16 protein-coding genes are annotated in these 17,116 nt (G+C 44.6%); 4 read left to right on the top strand and 12 right to left on the bottom strand.

From position 1 onward, the window contains the following. Positions 1 to 25: 25 nt before the first annotated feature. The 3 genes from AB6E30_RS17885 to AB6E30_RS17875 all read right to left on the bottom strand — a co-directional run bounded on the left by AB6E30_RS17885 (position 26) and on the right by AB6E30_RS17875 (position 3,105). A complete protein-coding gene (locus tag AB6E30_RS17885; RefSeq protein ID WP_017065767.1) occupies positions 26 to 1,501 on the bottom strand; it encodes a glycerophosphodiester phosphodiesterase in 1,476 nt (491 codons plus the stop codon). Between the two features lie 215 nt (positions 1,502 to 1,716). After that, positions 1,717 to 2,871, bottom strand: a complete 1,155-nt coding sequence (locus AB6E30_RS17880; RefSeq protein WP_372104690.1) for a hypothetical protein — start codon at positions 2,869 to 2,871, stop codon at positions 1,717 to 1,719. A 24-nt stretch (positions 2,872 to 2,895) separates the two neighbouring features. Beyond that, the gene (locus tag AB6E30_RS17875; RefSeq protein WP_017059942.1) at positions 2,896 to 3,105 is read right to left on the bottom strand and encodes a hypothetical protein; all 210 of its coding nucleotides are present in this window, start codon (positions 3,103 to 3,105) and stop codon (positions 2,896 to 2,898) included. A 433-nt stretch (positions 3,106 to 3,538) separates the two neighbouring features. Between AB6E30_RS17875 and zur the strand changes: the two genes are divergently transcribed. Both zur and AB6E30_RS17865 read left to right on the top strand, forming a co-directional pair. Continuing rightward, positions 3,539 to 3,997 carry a zinc uptake transcriptional repressor Zur gene (gene zur, locus AB6E30_RS17870; RefSeq protein ID WP_017059941.1) on the top strand — a complete coding sequence of 153 codons (459 nt, stop codon included), beginning with the start codon at positions 3,539 to 3,541 and terminating at the stop codon, positions 3,995 to 3,997. Positions 3,998 to 4,014: 17 nt separating this feature from the next. Continuing rightward, entirely contained in the window at positions 4,015 to 4,476 is a 462-nt protein-coding gene (locus tag AB6E30_RS17865; protein ID WP_017059940.1) for a chemotaxis protein CheX, read from the top strand. Between the two features lie 153 nt (positions 4,477 to 4,629). Here the strand turns inward: AB6E30_RS17865 and pgi are convergent, their stop codons facing one another. Then, positions 4,630 to 6,282, bottom strand: coding sequence for a glucose-6-phosphate isomerase (pgi, locus tag AB6E30_RS17860; RefSeq protein WP_372104688.1), 1,653 nt, complete (start codon positions 6,280 to 6,282; stop codon positions 4,630 to 4,632). Between the two features lie 326 nt (positions 6,283 to 6,608). On the opposite strand from pgi, the gene AB6E30_RS17855 reads away from it, so the two are divergent. Continuing rightward, positions 6,609 to 7,028 (top strand): secondary thiamine-phosphate synthase enzyme YjbQ, encoded by a 420-nt coding sequence (locus AB6E30_RS17855; RefSeq protein ID WP_017059938.1) that lies wholly within the window; start codon positions 6,609 to 6,611, stop codon positions 7,026 to 7,028. An 83-nt stretch (positions 7,029 to 7,111) separates the two neighbouring features. Here the strand turns inward: AB6E30_RS17855 and AB6E30_RS17850 are convergent, their stop codons facing one another. The 3 genes from AB6E30_RS17850 to AB6E30_RS17840 are packed head-to-tail and all read right to left on the bottom strand — an operon-like array spanning position 7,112 to position 10,824. Continuing rightward, positions 7,112 to 8,317 (bottom strand): BamA/TamA family outer membrane protein, encoded by a 1,206-nt coding sequence (locus AB6E30_RS17850; RefSeq protein ID WP_372104685.1) that lies wholly within the window; start codon positions 8,315 to 8,317, stop codon positions 7,112 to 7,114. Between the two features lie 23 nt (positions 8,318 to 8,340). Next, complete coding sequence (gene alr / locus AB6E30_RS17845) at positions 8,341 to 9,426, bottom strand: alanine racemase (protein WP_017063183.1); 1,086 nt, start codon at positions 9,424 to 9,426, stop codon at positions 8,341 to 8,343. A 6-nt stretch (positions 9,427 to 9,432) separates the two neighbouring features. Further along, positions 9,433 to 10,824, bottom strand: a complete 1,392-nt coding sequence (locus AB6E30_RS17840) for a replicative DNA helicase (protein WP_016767560.1) — start codon at positions 10,822 to 10,824, stop codon at positions 9,433 to 9,435. A 176-nt stretch (positions 10,825 to 11,000) separates the two neighbouring features. Between AB6E30_RS17840 and AB6E30_RS17835 the strand changes: the two genes are divergently transcribed. After that, positions 11,001 to 11,885 carry a DUF481 domain-containing protein gene (locus AB6E30_RS17835; RefSeq protein ID WP_017071573.1) on the top strand — a complete coding sequence of 295 codons (885 nt, stop codon included), beginning with the start codon at positions 11,001 to 11,003 and terminating at the stop codon, positions 11,883 to 11,885. Positions 11,886 to 12,066: 181 nt separating this feature from the next. Here the strand turns inward: AB6E30_RS17835 and rplI are convergent, their stop codons facing one another. From rplI to rnr, 5 genes are all read right to left on the bottom strand, one after another. After that, complete coding sequence (rplI, locus tag AB6E30_RS17830) at positions 12,067 to 12,519, bottom strand: 50S ribosomal protein L9 (RefSeq protein ID WP_010434182.1); 453 nt, start codon at positions 12,517 to 12,519, stop codon at positions 12,067 to 12,069. A 38-nt stretch (positions 12,520 to 12,557) separates the two neighbouring features. Further along, positions 12,558 to 12,785, bottom strand: a complete 228-nt coding sequence (gene rpsR, locus AB6E30_RS17825; RefSeq protein ID WP_000090472.1) for a 30S ribosomal protein S18 — start codon at positions 12,783 to 12,785, stop codon at positions 12,558 to 12,560. Positions 12,786 to 12,897: 112 nt separating this feature from the next. After that, the gene (gene rpsF / locus AB6E30_RS17820; RefSeq protein WP_004741278.1) at positions 12,898 to 13,287 is read right to left on the bottom strand and encodes a 30S ribosomal protein S6; all 390 of its coding nucleotides are present in this window, start codon (positions 13,285 to 13,287) and stop codon (positions 12,898 to 12,900) included. Positions 13,288 to 13,564: 277 nt separating this feature from the next. Next, positions 13,565 to 14,305: a 23S rRNA (guanosine(2251)-2'-O)-methyltransferase RlmB gene (rlmB, locus tag AB6E30_RS17815; protein ID WP_017063180.1), complete on the bottom strand. Its 741-nt coding sequence runs from the start codon at positions 14,303 to 14,305 to the stop codon at positions 13,565 to 13,567. A gap of 177 nt (positions 14,306 to 14,482) precedes the next feature. After that, the gene (gene rnr, locus AB6E30_RS17810; RefSeq protein WP_372104682.1) at positions 14,483 to 16,984 is read right to left on the bottom strand and encodes a ribonuclease R; all 2,502 of its coding nucleotides are present in this window, start codon (positions 16,982 to 16,984) and stop codon (positions 14,483 to 14,485) included. Positions 16,985 to 17,116: the final 132 nt, after the last annotated feature.

The following is a 17,116-nucleotide window of genomic DNA, read 5'->3' as shown; positions in this document are numbered from 1 at the left end:
TGTCTATCCCTGTTCTCATCAAACATCATTTTTCTGTCGGCATCGAAATGCTGATCGCATCGTTACTTAAATTTAAATCTTCATCTTGAATATCAAACAGCACTGCTGGCTTCGCGCTCTGCGTTGTTTGCGTTCTTTTTTTCACACCTTTCACGCTAGCAGGCTTGGAATATGACACACTCCTAATGAGACCTCGGTTAGTGATGTAATGGCCATCTTTGAGGTAATCTATTTGTTCATAGAGTCGGTGAAAATCAGCGTCATTGGGTAGGCCAGCAACGGTTTCGCCTGCTAACGTTGTGGGTTGGTAGCCATTTGATTGAACGACAAGCTGTGGAGCAAGCTGCTGACAAATAGAGAACTTACTGGTATCCATGATCGCCTCATCTGGCAGAGGTCGACCTGCCTTAGCTAACGAGACCAATTGATCTTGGTGGTAATCCGTTCCGTTAATCGTATAAGTCACCACCTTCATGCCTTGCGCTTTCGCACGGCTGTAAATTGTCGCATATTGTCGGTAACTTCTTATATCAACATGTAATCCACTATTGGGGCCAAGTATTCGTTTTACCGTTTTAGCGGAATGTTTGGGCTTATGCTTACGATAACGCCCCTCCATAGCAAAGGCGCGATCGATATTCTTTTTATTTTTCTGATAATAATCATCAGAACCCATGCCTCGTTTTGCATCCCGCTTAAACTGAGCAACCGACGCCGAATGAGGCTCCCATACATACCCAAGATAAACACTTGAATTGATTTCCCGCATTTTTTTCAGAACGTCCATATCCATTGATGAATAAAAATAGTTTCTATAGGGGAGACTTTGTCTGGCCATTTCGTCGAGTTTAAACAAATCTTCCATGGAGCCATCTGATGTTTTTATTTCAATATTAAGGGGTTGTTCAATCGTTGCGTAATGGTACCAATCATTCACGGCTTCATTGAAATAAGCGGGACGATACCCATCTAATGTTCCGTCAGGGCTCCTTCCACTCAGAGAGTTCCACTCACTACTCTTCATACGACTCACGCGATATCGCTTACCATCACTACGAGCGGTTGCTCTTCCTGTTTCTATGTCGTGATGTACAACCCAATCTTTATCACGCGTCAGCATCACATCAATTTCTGCTCCATCAAAACCACTTACCGCCGCCATTTGAATCGCATTACGAGAGTTTTCAGCATAATTAGAGCTGCCACGGTGGGCGATAACATCAATAGGGCACTGTCCTTTGATGTAAGAGATATCCCCTCCCATGGTTTGATAAAGATTGCGCGATTTTAACGCCAACTGCATATCACGAAACATTTCTCGCCCCTCTGCTGAGTTATGATTCGAGATTAGTTTTGCATCTGCAGGTAATCCAAGCCCTCGCTCCAAGGTTGGTTGTGGTGGTGTTACTTTATCTGTAGATGAACATCCCTGAATAAGAGCAATAGTAGTGACAAGCAGCCCTCTTGAAAGCGTGGTTACACGTGAAGGTGGTGAAAACATGAGATCCTTATCCGTTGGTAGCTTATATGTGACATAACTGGGTTTCACACGCTGAGCACGACAAAGTCGGCCTCCAAGCACGGAGACCGCAAAGTGCTAATATATGATGACTCCACCATTGATTTCGATTGTTGATATGTTGTTGGAGTGGACGTATTTAATGGTTCAATTTGATTGAAAGCAAAGGCTCAAAAACTCATAAATACAAATCATGATTACATTATTTCATCAAATAATAATTGAATAAGCCCTTGTTCATCTGGGATGTCATACCCCTTTCGACATGGATAAGCCAAACCATCTGTGAAGTTCAAAAACGAAAAGCTATTGTCTATGCTTTCGCTCCCCTCTTCATCCTGCCATGGTTCAATAGTACTGATCTGTTTAGTCACGATATAACCACACGAATTGACAGGCATCTCGGTCTTACGATTTAAGACTATCTTATGATTGGAATTATTGTAGTGATTTACTCGAATCTTACCGGCTAACGCTAGATATATCGCCCCTGCGGCGCCCAAAAGCAAAGTATGGCCGATAACTTTACCTGTCGCACTCGCTACGGCGATTCCAACATTAGCAGTCGCACTCGCGATGCTTTGACCTCGGTTTCCATAACGGTCTGTAGAATACACGTAATCCACGCTATGTTTTCTTTCAACGCGAGCACGTTGTCTGACAGGAGTATGGTTTATGTACTCTTGACCACCAAAAGCATCAAAGTTGTGTATTAATACCGGAACACAATGATAAGTTTCTCCATTCCAGTTCACTACACGAGCCTTCATTTGCCATGGATAATACTCTTCATCTAAATATTTCTTACATAAAGCTGGTAACAAATGGCTAAGTAACGCTGTGTTGTGATCGCTCTGCGCCATGTTGTACAGTCCTTGCGTTATTGATCGGGCCTGCTCTTGATCTCCTGATCTTGCGGCAACGATAAAGAGAATGACCTCGCCCCAAAAAGTATCGTTGATCAAGTAGTCAACCGGCAAATTATCGATTTCGATTAAAGCTCGTGGAACATCTTCATCGGACAAAGCCTCCAATACTGCAGACAAGTGATGCACGCGATCTTGAGGCTTTGCAATAGGTTCGTAATATGCGTCCCATCGTTCAACAAAGGTCTTCCAACGCATTATTTTTTTAAACTCCTCAGTTACTCCTTCCGTGGTGAGTAACTTAGGTTCAATATATTTTGCAATGTGCTTTTTATGACCGTCTCGCTTTTTCATCGCCTTTGTGTAAATTTTGCTATCAGACTTGAATAAGTGCAGTGCTAAACCATAGCTTTCATACCATTCACCAAGGTTAAGATGACTACTTTCTAATGAAGCTTTAGCCAAAGCGTCAAAATGCTTTTTCATTTTATTCCCTTCCAATTTGACGACTTAAATAAAGATAAAGGCGATGACTAAAATAATAGCTGCGGCTATAGCCAGTTTGATGTATAGCTCATTTTTTTTAACTCTTGGTTCTTCCACTTCTTCAAGCTTATCCCTCATGGCCTTAAAGTCATCCAAACGTTGTTGATAACGTTTTTCTCTTTGATTATAGATGGACAACAGTTTCAGAAATGATTCTTTGTTTACTTGCTCCACAGATTAACTCCAAGCATTTGAAATTAAAGACTAAAACTACAATACACCATGACAAGCTCATGTTGACAGGAGGGGTCAATAGTCTTCTTCTAGTCTATATTAGGCATCGATTTTAGCGAATAAGGAACAATATGCGATAAGAAATGTGATTTAAAACAGCACATTATTGTAAGAAAAATTAATTGAGCTAAATTGAACTCAAATGAAGATGTCATATCAACTTTACCTCATACTTTTTTATAAACCTATTCACCAGATCTCTAATTCAACCTCATTAATCAGTTATGCCTTGAGTCACACTGTCATTTTGAGTTACCTTGTCTTATTCAAAGTCGTGGGTCACAATACGCTCTGTACCTGACTTTAATAGAAATCATTGGCTCCCAAAACGTAGTAACCTAGAAATAAGGTTTGATTAGGGATGTCCGATTGAATGGTGAAAAATTTGGACCACACATTAATAGAGCAAGTTGAAGGGATATGCGCATCGCGAGGCGTTAGATTAACACCTCAAAGAAAGCGAGTGTTTGAGCTCATCCTCTCTAATAAAAAAGCCTCCAGTGCTTATGAATTATTAGAGCAGTTGAAAGTCAGTGAACCGCAAGCCAAGCCACCTACAGTATATCGCGCTTTGGATTTCTTGTTGGAGCAAGGTTTCATTCACAGAGTTGAGTCAACCAATAGCTTCATATGCTGCTGCTCTTGCAATGCCAACAAACATTTCTCCCAACTACTGATCTGCGATAAATGTGGCACTGTGATAGAACTGCAGGACGATGCGCTTGTCACCCTACTCGCCAGTAACGCTGAGAAGCATGGCTTTCAATTGACTAATCATGTCATTGAATCGCATGGCATTTGCCAATCTTGCTCCTCCGAGATGAAAGAATAAGATTATAGAAGAACATTATGCGCGCTGAATTTGTAAACCCGTTTTTAGCTTCTTTGATGAACGTATTAAAAACGATGGCTTCTCTAGAATTGAAGCCACAAAAACCGAGAGTTAAGAAAGATGAAATCGCTCGTGGTGATGTATCCGGCCTAATTGGTATGGTGGGTACACAATCTCGTGGCTCTATGTCGATCACCTTTGATGAAGGTCTCGCTCTCGAAATCATGGAAAACATGCTTGGTGAACGACCAAACGGCCTCAACGAAGAAGTGACCGATATGGTGGGTGAAATCACTAACATGGTGACTGGCGGTGCGAAACGTATTCTTGCGGAAAGCGGTTTTGACTTCGATATGGCAACACCAATCGTGGTTTCCGGTAAAGGTCATACGATTCGTCACAAGTGTGATGGGGCAATCATCATCATGCCTTTCTCATCTCAATGGGGTAATGCTTTCATCGAGATCTGTTTCGAATAACAGCTGTTTATTTCTAGCAGTACTGAGTATCAACTCAAAGAAGGTTGGCATCATGCCAGCCTTTTTTATTACCTGCGATTTAACCAATGCTTGCTATACAGATACAAAAGCGCCAACCCGAAGGTTGGCGTTTTTTTGGTGCTATCAACTCAATTAAGCTTTAAGCGCTTTAAATGCGTTGATTAGACCGTTAGTTGAGCTGTCGTGAGACGTTACTTGAGCATCGTCAGCAAGCTCTGGAAGAATTTGGTTTGCTAGTTGCTTACCAAGTTCTACACCCCATTGGTCGAAGCTGAAGATGTTCCAGATAACGCCTTGAACGAAGATCTTGTGCTCGTACATCGCGATTAGGTTACCTAAAGAGCGAGGGTTGATTTGCTTAACAAGAATAGAGTTCGTTGGACGGTTACCTTCAAATACTTTGAAAGGTACAAGCTCAGCCACTTCTTCAGCTGTTTTGCCAGTCGCTAGGAATTCAGCTTCCACTGTCTCTTTTGTCTTACCGAATGCTAGTGCTTCAGTTTGAGCAAAGAAGTTAGACATTAGCTTCTGGTGGTGATCAGATGCTGGGTTGTGACTGATTGCAGGAGCAATGAAGTCTGATGGGATCAGCTTAGTGCCTTGGTGAATCAGTTGGTAGAAAGCATGCTGACCGTTTGTACCAGGTTCGCCCCAGATGATAGGACCTGTTTGGTACTCTACCGGGTTGCCTTCACGGTCTACAAACTTACCGTTTGATTCCATGTTGCCTTGCTGGAAGTAAGCTGCAAAACGGTGCATGTACTGGTCGTAAGGTAGAATTGCTTCTGACTCAGCGCCGTGGAAGTTGTTATACCAAATACCGATAAGCGCAAGGATTACTGGAATGTTGCTTTCAAACTCAGTTGAAGCAAAGTGGTTATCCATCTCGTGAGCACCTTCTAGTAGCTCAACGAAGTTATCGAAGCCAACAGATAGTGAGATAGAAAGACCGATTGCAGACCATAGTGAGTAACGACCACCAACCCAGTCCCAGAATTCGAACATGTTGTCAGTATCAATACCAAACTCAGCGACCGCAGTTGCGTTAGTTGATAGTGCTGCGAAGTGTTTAGCTACGTGTGCGTTGTCACCCGCTTCAGCCAAGAACCAATCACGTGCAGAGTGCGCGTTAGTCATTGTTTCTTGAGTCGTGAATGTTTTAGATGCCACTAAGAATAGCGTTGTTTCTGGGTTAAGAGGCTTAAGTGTCTCAACGATGTGAGTGCCATCTACGTTAGAAACGAAGTGCATGTTTAGGCGAGTTTTGTATGGCGTTAGTGCTTCAGTCACCATGTATGGACCAAGATCCGAACCGCCGATACCGATGTTTACAACATCAGTGATCTCTTTACCTGTGTAACCTTTCCACTCACCAGAAACGATGCGGTGTGTGAACAGTTCCATTTTTGCTAGTACAGCGTTAACTGCTGGCATTACGTCTTTGCCGTCAACCATTACTGGCTTGTCGCTACGGTTACGTAGAGCAGTGTGAAGTACTGAACGACCTTCAGTCTTGTTGATTGCATCACCACCGAACATTGCTTCGATTGCAGACTTAACTTCAGTCTCGTTCGCAAGAGCAAATAGGTGCTGCATAGTTTCAGCATCGATAAGGTTCTTAGAGTAATCCACTAAGATGTCAGAACCGAAACGAGTAGAAAAGCTCTCGAAACGCTTTGCATCTTGAGCAAACAGCTCTTTCATATCCATATCTTGAGCAGACTCAAAATGTGCCGTTAGAGCTTTCCACGCTTGTGTTTGCGTTGGGTTGATATTTTTCAACATGGTATCTATCCCGATGTTACTGTAGGTTTTATTCTAAACGTCACCTGGGTGATGAATAGAACCCCCGATTAGGCGAAAGTTTATATTTTTCTGTGATGACCAAACCGCGTCACCACTGAAAGATTCTTTGTAATTTTTTTTCACGACGTATTATGCCGTATATGAAGAGCGCCACCTTGAGATAAATCAGGATTCGATTTCCTGATAGAGAGATCGATGCTGACTCAGGCTCTAACATAATTAAATGTGAGCGATAGCTGATAAATTCAAGTTCAAAAGATAGCGTTAAACCACTTTTTTTCCAAACACATTATAAAGGATGGCGTATGTGGATTCAGAAGACTATACACCTAAATGCAAGAAAGCGTGGATTTCATCTCATTACTGATGAAATTGAACAACAGATACACGATATCAATTCTCTATCTGTTGGTTTATTACATCTTTTTATCCAACATACCTCTGCCAGCCTCACGCTAAACGAGAACGCTGATCCTACCGTCCGTACCGATATGGAGTCGCACTTTAATAAGTTTGTCCCAGAGCGAGCGCCCTACTACAGACACACCTATGAAGGTGATGATGACATGCCTGCCCACATTAAAGCATCGACACTTGGCACCAGTGTGACAATACCAATTAGCAATGGTCGTTTAGCTTTAGGAACATGGCAGGGTATTTACTTAGGAGAGCACCGAGATTGTGGTGGAAGCCGAACTGTGATTGCTACGATGCAAGGTGAGTAGACTGCTTGAAAACAAGATCTCCTTAATAAAAACAATATCTTGTTAATAAAAAAGAGTATTTGGCCTACTGTAGGCCGAAAGGTTTAGAAGGGCTGGTTTATCATAACCCTAAAGGCCCCTTCGTCACCACCTCGCGCCAACTCAGCACGTACAACAATACCTTCCACTTGGAAACGCACCGCGCCACCTAAGCTCCATTTCATGTCCGAGTGCAGTGTTTTGATATCGTACTCATCAGCCACACGCCCTACTTCGGCGAATGCGACCCATTGCCACCAAGGCAGGTCGTAGTAGTTGATCAGCGGAATATCACCGAGTGGCTGCCAGTCAGGGAGCACTCGATACTCTGCAGAATAGTGAACAGCAGATCGCCCATGATATCGACCTCCGGTATAACCTCGTAAACGATACAAGCCACCCAATCGAGCTTGCTCCGTTTCTGGTGGGCGAGCACAATCTTGCCCAGAGCAGTTATCCCACGTTGGCGTGTCAGCCGTATAGAAATCGAATGCTAAAACTTGTTGATCGAATAAGTCCCCTAAAGGACCTAAAGCAAAGTACTGGCTATTTTGGAAGGTCCACTTAAGCCACAAGTCATCGTTAGACCAACTCTCTGCGCCAGTGGTGAACTCAAGGTTAGTGTGAGAACCTCTGGTCGGGTTGCGTGTGCTATCACGGTTATCCCAATCAAACGCCAAACTAAAGCCTGTTGCCTCCTCGGTATTATTTAAACCTTCCAACTCACGAGCAGTATAAAAAGGCGTAAATAGAATCGAACTGACACCCGATTCGATTGGCGAAGCAAAGCTCACATCTTTGATTGGCTGAAAAGCACCGAGTAAACCGTGTTCTGCAACGTTGCCCCAAGGTAGCAAATACTTAAACTCAAACTGATAGTTTTGCTCTAAGCCATCAGCAATGGTTTTGTCATCGATAGATGAATCATTATCGCCTTGAGAACCAATGTAATACGGGTTGTCGTTGAAGCGCGCTTGATACATCTGAGTGCTAAACAATACGTTCTCAGACAAGGCATAGTTAAAAGCCGATAGAAAACCGACGTAACTGTCTTTGTCTGAATAGAGTGCCATACCAAACAGAGCGGCTTGAGGTTGCCAAACACCCTTTGCGACACCCGCAACCCCAAAGGTGTTACCCATGGTTTCGGTGCTGAAGTAGAAAGGAACAAAGGCTGAATCTTTTTCTTCACTCACAGCGGAAGAAGAAAAGCTGACACCGAGTAATGTCATTGCAGACATTAGCCAGCTTCGAGTCGTTCGCTTGAACATAATTTACTTATCAAGATCCATGATTACTTCACATATTCCATCGCAACACGCGAAGTCAGCTTAGTGACTAACTCGTAAGCGATAGTGCCGATATGTTCAGCCACTTCTTCTGAAGGTAAACCTTTACCCCACAGAGTCGCTTCATCGCCGACTTTATCTGCCGCATCAGGGCCTAGATCAACCGTTAGCATGTCCATTGATACACGTCCTGCGATCGGTACTTTTCGACCGTTAACGAACACTGGAGTACCGTTAGGTGCAGTACGAGGATAACCATCACCGTAACCAATCGCGATAACACCAACCTTGGTATCACGTTCACTGGTCCAGTTTCCGCCATAACCCACACTTTCACCGGCTTTCACATCGCGAACGGCAATTAGGTGTGAGGTCAGGGTCATCACAGGCAAAAATCCAAGCTCTTGCGCTGATTTATCAACAAACGGAGAGACACCGTAAGATATGATTCCCGGACGAACCCAATCAAGGTGGCTGTCTGGCCAAGCGAGTAAACCCGCAGAGGCAGCAAGTGAACGCTCCCCTTCACAACCTTCAGTAAGCGACAAGAAAAGCTCTGTCTGTTCAACGGTGGTTGCTCTATCCAGTTCATCAGCACAACCGAAGTGGCTCATGTAACGTAGAGGTTTGGCAACATTCGCACATTGATGCAAACGCTCAACAAAGTTTTGGTATTGCTCAGGGCGAACACCTAATCGGTGCATACCACTGTCGACTTTTAGCCATACCACAACGGGTGTTTCCAAATCCGCATTCTCTAGCGCGCTTAATTGCTCTTCACAATGCACCACCGTTTGAATGTTATTGGTCACCAAGATTGGCAAATCGCCCGAAGAGTAAAATCCTTCCAGCAACAAAATAGGTTTAACAATGCCACCAGCACGAAGTTGTAACGCTTCTTCAATACGCGCCACACCAAAAGCATCAGAGCTTTTTGAATGCTTGGCTATATGCAGTAAGCCGTGTCCGTAGCCATTGGCTTTCACAACAGACATGACCTTGCACTGAGGAGCCTTCGACTTTATCTGGTTCAGGTTATGTTCGAGCGCGTTTAAGTCAATGCTCGCCGTCGCCGCTTTCATGTAAGTCATTAGCGATTACTCATCATCAAATGCAGGGCCTGCATAGTTATCAAATCGGGAGTGTTGGCCTTGGAACGTAAGACGAACAGAACCGATCGGACCGTTACGTTGCTTACCAAGGATGATCTCAGCAATGCCTTTCAAGGAACTATCTGGGTTATAAACCTCATCACGATAGATGAACATGATCAAATCGGCATCTTGCTCAATCGAACCTGATTCACGCAAATCCGAGTTTACTGGGCGCTTATCAGCACGTTGCTCTAGGGAACGGTTAAGCTGAGAAAGTGCCACAACCGGAACGTTGAGCTCTTTTGCTAACGCTTTCAATGAGCGAGAAATCTCGGCGATTTCAAGAGTACGGTTATCAGATAACGAAGGTACACGCATTAATTGAAGGTAATCTATCATGATCATAGAGATACCATCGTGTTCACGAGCGATACGTCGAGCACGAGAACGCACTTCTGTTGGCGTTAGACCCGAGCTGTCATCGATATACATATTCTTCTTATCCATCAGAATACCCATACTCGACGAGATACGAGCCCAATCTTCATCGTCTAACTGACCAGTACGAATCTTGGTTTGGTCTACGCGAGAAAGTGACGCAAGCATACGCATCATCAGCTGTTCGGCTGGCATCTCTAGCGAGAAGATTAAAACCGGTTTGTCTTGCTTCATCGCCGCGTTTTCACACAAGTTCATCGCAAATGTGGTTTTACCCATCGATGGACGAGCAGCAACAATAATTAAGTCAGAGCCTTGTAGACCTGCTGTTTTCTTGTTGAGGTCGTTGAAGCCAGTATCGACACCTGTCACACCATCTTGCGGAGTTTTGTACAGGATTTCGATACGCTCTAGCGTCTTCTCTAGAATGCTATCAACGTTTTGTGGACCTTCGTTTTCACTTGCACGGCCTTCTGCAATCGCGAAGACTTTACTTTCAGCCAGATCAACAAGTTCTTCCGATGTACGACCTTGAGGATCATAACCAGAATCAGCAATCTCATTCGCGACACCAATCAGGCTACGAACAAGTGCACGTTGCGCTACGATATCCGCATACGCATTGATGTTTGCGGCACTTGGTGTGTTTTTCGCTAAGTCAGCAAGGTAAGCAAAGCCACCCACTTCTTCAAGTTGCTCACGCAGCTCTAAATGTTCAGAGAGTGTAATAAGATCCAGAGGAGAACTTTCTTCAAGGATATCCTTTACCGCTTCAAAGATCAGACGGTGAGGACGGCTATAAAAGTCTTTGGCCACAACCTTTTCGGCAACTGTATCCCAGCGTTCGTTATCTAATAACAAACCGCCAATAACAGATTGCTCAGCTTCTAATGAATGTGGCGGGACCTTGATGGCGTCCACCTGATCGTTGGCTGATTTCTGACTTTTGGTATCCACTATGACTACACTCAATAACTAATAATGATCGTTCATTATACCCAAGAACATCCGTTTGTAATCCGATCCTATGAGTTTGTTTTATTCTTCAGGAAGAATTTACCTATTGCTGACGGAATTAACCAAGGGTAGCATTACGATCCTGCCATTCACTCACTGTATAACTAGAGGTATGCGTGTCCAAATTATTGGCTCTAAGCACTGGTCTTCTAAGCACTGGTCTCCTGAGCGCTCCGATGGCCTTAGCTGATGATGCTAAAGACTCTGTTGATGCAATCCTCGACTCTATAGTAGTTTCAGAACCTACTTCTGAGCCGATCGTCGTTGCACCGACACCTGAAGAAAAAGATATGGATATCGCACCGAGTGATACAAGTGATACAGAACTACCGAGCCCGCTAAAAACGGAAGTCGAATTTGGATATCAGTCGCATACTGGTAACTCTGATTCACGAGCGCTTAACGCACGCCTTAACGGTGAGTACACGGCTGGCCGTCATAGAACCAGTGGTGAATGGAAATACTACAACCTCTACAAAGATGGCGAAGAAGATAAAAGGCAATCGACTTACTCAGCTCAGAGTGACTACAAGTTAAGCCCTAAAACCTACCTTTACGGCAGTTTCAAAGGAGTCGACTCGAGATACAGTGCTTACTTTAAGGACTACACAATTTCGAGTGGTCTGGGTTACCAGTTTTCGAATACCGAAGAGTTTGTATTGGAAGTCGAAGTGGGCCCAGGTTTTCGTTACCAAGAGCCAAACCTCGATGAGATCGACGATGATGACATCATCTTCCCTGAGATTGTTGAAGAAGCGATTTTTCGTGGCAACGTGAATACGTCTTGGCAGGTGTTGAAGAATTTGCAGCTCAAGGCAGACGTGACGCTTGTCTCTGGTCACAGTAACCTAAAGTTTGATACTGAGTTAGAAGCCATCAACGATATTACTGACAATATCGCGCTGAAGATCGCTCACTCTCGCCAGTACCACGATAAAGTGCCTGAAGGGTTAAGCAAACAAGACTCTGTTCTATCGATCAACTTGCTCTTCCAGTTCTAATCTTAAGACTACTTCTAACCTTGAGAACAGCCTGTTCAGCAATAACAGCTTATGGATCACCGTAAGCTTTTTACCTACTGTAGCCCTCCCTTGTACTTTCCTATATTTCAGACATAAAAAAACACCAGCCGAAGCTGGTGTTTAAAACTTTCAAAAGAAAGAATTCGTCTTGGTACTGAAATTACTCAGCTGCAACGATTGCGATTTTCGCAGTAGCAAAAACTTCAGAGTGAAGTTGGATGCTTACTTCGAATTCGCCGATGTTACGTAGAGCGCCTTCAGGTAGGCGTACTTCGCTCTTAGCTACTGCAACACCTGCCGCTGTAATAGCGTCAGCGATGTCACGAGTACCGATAGAACCGAATAGTTTACCTTCGTCACCAGCTTTAGAAGCGATTGTAACGCCTTCTAGAGTGTTAACGCTCTCTGCACGAGCTTCAGCAGCAGCTAGTTGCTCAGCAACTTTAGCTTCTAGTTCAGCACGACGAGTTTCGAACATAGCAACGTTGTCTTTAGTTGCCATAACTGCTTTACCCTGTGGGATAAGGAAGTTACGAGCGTAACCAGATTTAACGTTTACTTGGTCGCCAAGGCCACCTAGGTTACCGATCTTATCAAGTAGAATAACTTGCATTATCTTAGTCCTCTTAAACTATTATTAACTATTACCGATTACTGATGCTTGTCAGTGTACGGTAGTAGAGCTAGGTAACGAGAACGCTTGATAGCGCGAGCTAGTTGACGCTGGTACTTAGCGCTTGTACCAGTGATACGGCTAGGTACGATTTTACCAGCTTCAGTGATGTAGTTTTTAAGAGTTGCTACGTCTTTGTAGTCAATCTCTTGTACGCCTTCTGCAGTGAAACGGCAGAATTTACGACGACGGAAGAAACGAGCCATGGGCTATCTCCTGATCTTAAATTTAGTAAAGCGGTCTTTCACAATTATCGAAATAACTATCAATGACCTAAAACAAGTTGAGAATTTTTTAAGGCGTTAAGCCAAAAAAGAATTACTCAGCAGCTGCTTCTGGTTTAGCTTCTGTACGCTCTTCACGACGAGGAGCACGCTCTGCACGCTCTTCTTTTTGCTTAAGCATAATAGATTGCTCAGTCACAGCGCCTTTAGTGCGCATGATCATGTTACGTAGAACTGCATCGTTGAAACGGAAAGCAGTTTCTAGCTCGTCAATCACTTCTTGACCAGCTTCAACGTTCATAAGAACGTAGTGAGCTTTGTGAAGCTTGTTGATTGGGTAAGCCATTTGACGACGACCCCAGTCTTCTAGACGGTGGATAGTACCGCCAGCTTCAGTGATAGAACCAGTGTAACGCTCGATCATGCCAGCAACTTGCTCGCTTTGATCAGGGTGAACCATGAATACGATTTCGTAATGACGCATTTGGTTGCTCCTTACGGATTATTAGCTTCCACGAGTGGCCCGGTCGTCCAGAGGAAGCAAGGAACTAAAGATAAATGACCGAGTTTTAAGGACGGCAAATGTTATAGAAAGAACCCGGTATTGGCAAGCGCTATTTGGTGAATAATGAAACAGTTTTTCTGTCGCCATCTAGCCATCCGACAAACCGATGGATTTTGCTATAACAGCCTAAAAAGAAACGCCCACCAGCAAGTGGTGAGCGCTAATAAATTCATAGACTTAAAGCAGCGTTAACGCATTACTGAGCTAAACGCTGTCTTACCGCTTCGAACAGGCAAATACCCGACGCCACAGAAACATTTAAGCTCGATACGCTACCTGCCATTGGAATCTTAATCAGATCATCGCAAGTTTCACGAGTTAAACGACGCATACCGTCACCTTCTGCACCCATAACTACCGCAAGAGGACCCGTTAGCTTCGCTTGATAGATATCATGCGTTGCTTCACCTGCCGTACCCACAAACCATACGCCCTGCTCTTGCAGTGCACGCATTGTGCGAGCTAGGTTGGTTACGCGCACGAGAGGAACCGTTTCAGCTGCGCCACATGCAACCTTGCTTACCGTTGCTGTTAACGGCGAAGAGCGATCTTTAGGTACGATAACAGCAGCGACACCTGCGGCATCCGCGTTACGTAGACAAGCGCCTAGGTTATGAGGGTCTGTTACGCCGTCTAGAACTAACAGCAAAGGCTGTTCGTGCTGCGCTAGGATATCGTCTAGGTGAGTTTCATTAAGCTGCTTAGCAGGCTTCACCTTAGCAATAAGACCTTGGTGATTCGCACCTTGTGCTTTTTCATCCAACGGCTTACGACCCATCTGTTGAATCGACACACCAAACTGTTGCAGTTGGTTCAGTAATGGAAGAAGACGCTCGTCTTGGCGACCTTTCAATACATACGCTTCGATAAACCGTGCAGGATCTTTTTCTAGTACGGCTTTCACCGCGTGAATACCGTAAATAAATTCGTTACTCATTGTCTCAAGTTACTCTTATTGCTCAGAGAAGAATGACATCAATGCCGATGCATCCCTCTCTGTGTTGTTCATTTCGAGAGTAGCGTCTTACGCCTGATACTCTCGCATTAAATTAAATCAGTTAGGCGCTAAACCTGATTAGCAGAGCGCCTTATTTAGCCTTAAGATCTATCAGTCTTAAGAGTTATCAGCCTTTGGCTTACGGCTTGCAGCACGCTTTTTCTTAGCGCGAGCTTTAGCAGCACCGGTTTTATTCGCTGGCTTTTTCTTCTTAGCAGGGCCTTCGCTGCTTCCGTCAGGTCGCTTAGTTGGCTCAACCATAGGCTTCGCTGATACACCTGGCTTATTACTCTTCACTGCTGAGCGCTTCTTGCTTTTCGCCTTTTTCATCGCTTCTGCTGCACGCTTCTTGGCTGTTTTGCCTTTGCCACGCGGCTGACGATCAGTGTCTTCTAAGTCAAAGTCGATTTGGCGAGTTTCTAAATTAACCGCAGAAACCTTCACTTTAACCGAATCACCCAAGCGGTAGATATTACCTGAGCTTTCACCCACTAGACGCTGACCAACAGCATCAAATTGGTAGTAATCATTCGCTAGCGCTGAGATGTGTACCAAGCCATCAATGTGCAGTTCAGTTAGACGAACAAAGAAGCCAAAACCAGTCACGTTGGCAATCACACCATCCATCACCTCACCGACATGGTCTTGCATGTATTCACACTTCAACCAGTCGTTTACTTCACGCGTTGCGTCATCAGCACGACGTTCAGTCATTGAACACTGCTCGCCGTAGAAATCCATATCATCGAAAGTGTAGTGGTAACCACCAGTTGGCGTCCAACGCTCGCTGTTACGACCGCATTCTTTCGCAATAAGGTACTTAATCGCACGGTGCAATAGCAAGTCAGGGTAACGACGAATCGGCGAGGTAAAGTGAGCATAGCGTTTAAGGGCTAAACCAAAGTGACCCGCGTTATCCGCGTTGTAGACCGCTTGCTTCATTGAACGTAACAGCATGGTTTGGATTAACTCACGGTCTTCACGCTCGTTAATCTGCTGCATCAGTTGTGCATAGTCTACTGGTGATGGCGACAGACCACCTTCCAGTGTTAAACCTAATTCACTTAAAAAGCTCTTGAAGCCCATTAAGCGCTCTTCGCCCGGAGTTTCGTGAACACGGTACAGAGCAGGCTCTTTCGCTTTCTCTACGTAAGATGCCGATGCGATGTTCGCCAGAATCATACACTCTTCGATGATCTTGTGTGCATCGTTACGAATTACCGGTTCAATACGGTCGATCTTACGATCCGCATTGAAGATAAACTTAGTTTCTACCGTTTCAAATTCAATCGCACCACGTTCGTCACGCGTTTTCTTAAGCACCTTATACATCTTATGAAGCTCTTCAAGATGTGGTACTTCAGGTTCGTAACGCTCACGTAATTCTTCATTGCCATCTAAGATCGCGCCTACTTTGTTATAAGTAAGACGAGCATGAGAATTCATTACCGCTTCGTAGTGCTTGTAGCCTGACAGTTTACCTTTGTCTGAGATAGTCATCTCACACACCATACATAAACGGTCTACCTGAGGGTTCAATGAACACAAACCATTTGAAAGCACTTCTGGCAGCATTGGCACGACTTGTGACGGGAAGTATACCGAGTTACCACGGTTAATCGCTTCTTTGTCTAGCGCTGTATCTGGGCGAACGTAGTAACTTACGTCAGCAATCGCTACCCATAGACGCCAGCCGCCGCCTTTCTTCGCTTCACAGTAAACCGCATCATCGAAGTCACGCGCATCTTCACCATCAATGGTAACCAATGGCAGTTTACGCAGGTCTACACGTCCTTCTTTTGCTTCTTCAGGAACATGTTCACCTAGGTTTTCGATTTGCTTATCTACCGCTTCAGGCCACTCTTGTGGGATCTGGTGAGTACGGATCGCAATCTGCGTTTCCATACCCGGCGCCATGTTTTCACCAAGAACTTCGGTTACTTTCCCCATCATGTTACGAGAACGACCACCGCGATCCGTAATTTCAATCACAACCACATTACCCATTCGAGCACCGCCTTTATGCTCAGTAGGGATCTGGATGTCGTGACTAATACGCGAATCATCAGCAACAACGTAAGAATGGCCGTACTCTAGGAAGAAGCGACCAACAAGTGGCGTTTTACGCTCTTCAAGCACACGAACCAAGCGACCTTCACGACGGCCACGCTTACTGTTGTCAGTAGGCTGAACCAATACGTAATCACCGTGCATGATGGTTTTCATCTGGTGATGCGGCAGCACGATATCATTGTCTTTACCCACACTGCCGTCTGGGCGAACCCAACCATGACCGTCTTTATGACCAATCACATAGCCTTTGATCAGTTCCATCTTCTCAGGCAATGCGTAGCACTGACGACGAGTAAAGATAAGCTGTCCATCACGCTCCATTGCACGTAAACGACGACGCAGCCCTTCATATTGTTCCTCTCCAGCAAGACCCAAAGCTTCGAATAGATCGTTGCGGTTCATCGGAATATTCGCGTCTGTTAAAAACGAAATAATGAACTCTCGGCTTGGTACTGGGTTATCGTAATTTTTCGACTCTCGGTCGGCAAAAGGATCAACAGTGGTTGTCGCTGTCGTGTTTTCTGACGTTGGTGTGTTTTTTGACATAGGCGGGCCTGCTTAAGCAAGGAAGGTATATACCCCTAGTATATCTGATGCTAGGGGTAAGCTACAGATATGCTTTAGAAAACACTCAAATAACCTCAGATTGATACATATCTTCACTTTGTGAAACATCGC

The sequence above is a fragment of the Vibrio sp. 10N.247.311.12 genome (assembly GCF_041467515.1).
Lineage (GTDB): Bacteria > Pseudomonadota > Gammaproteobacteria > Enterobacterales > Vibrionaceae > Vibrio > Vibrio crassostreae_C.
Note: the sequence above shows the minus strand (reverse complement) of the source record. Positions and strands in the feature narration are given on the sequence as shown.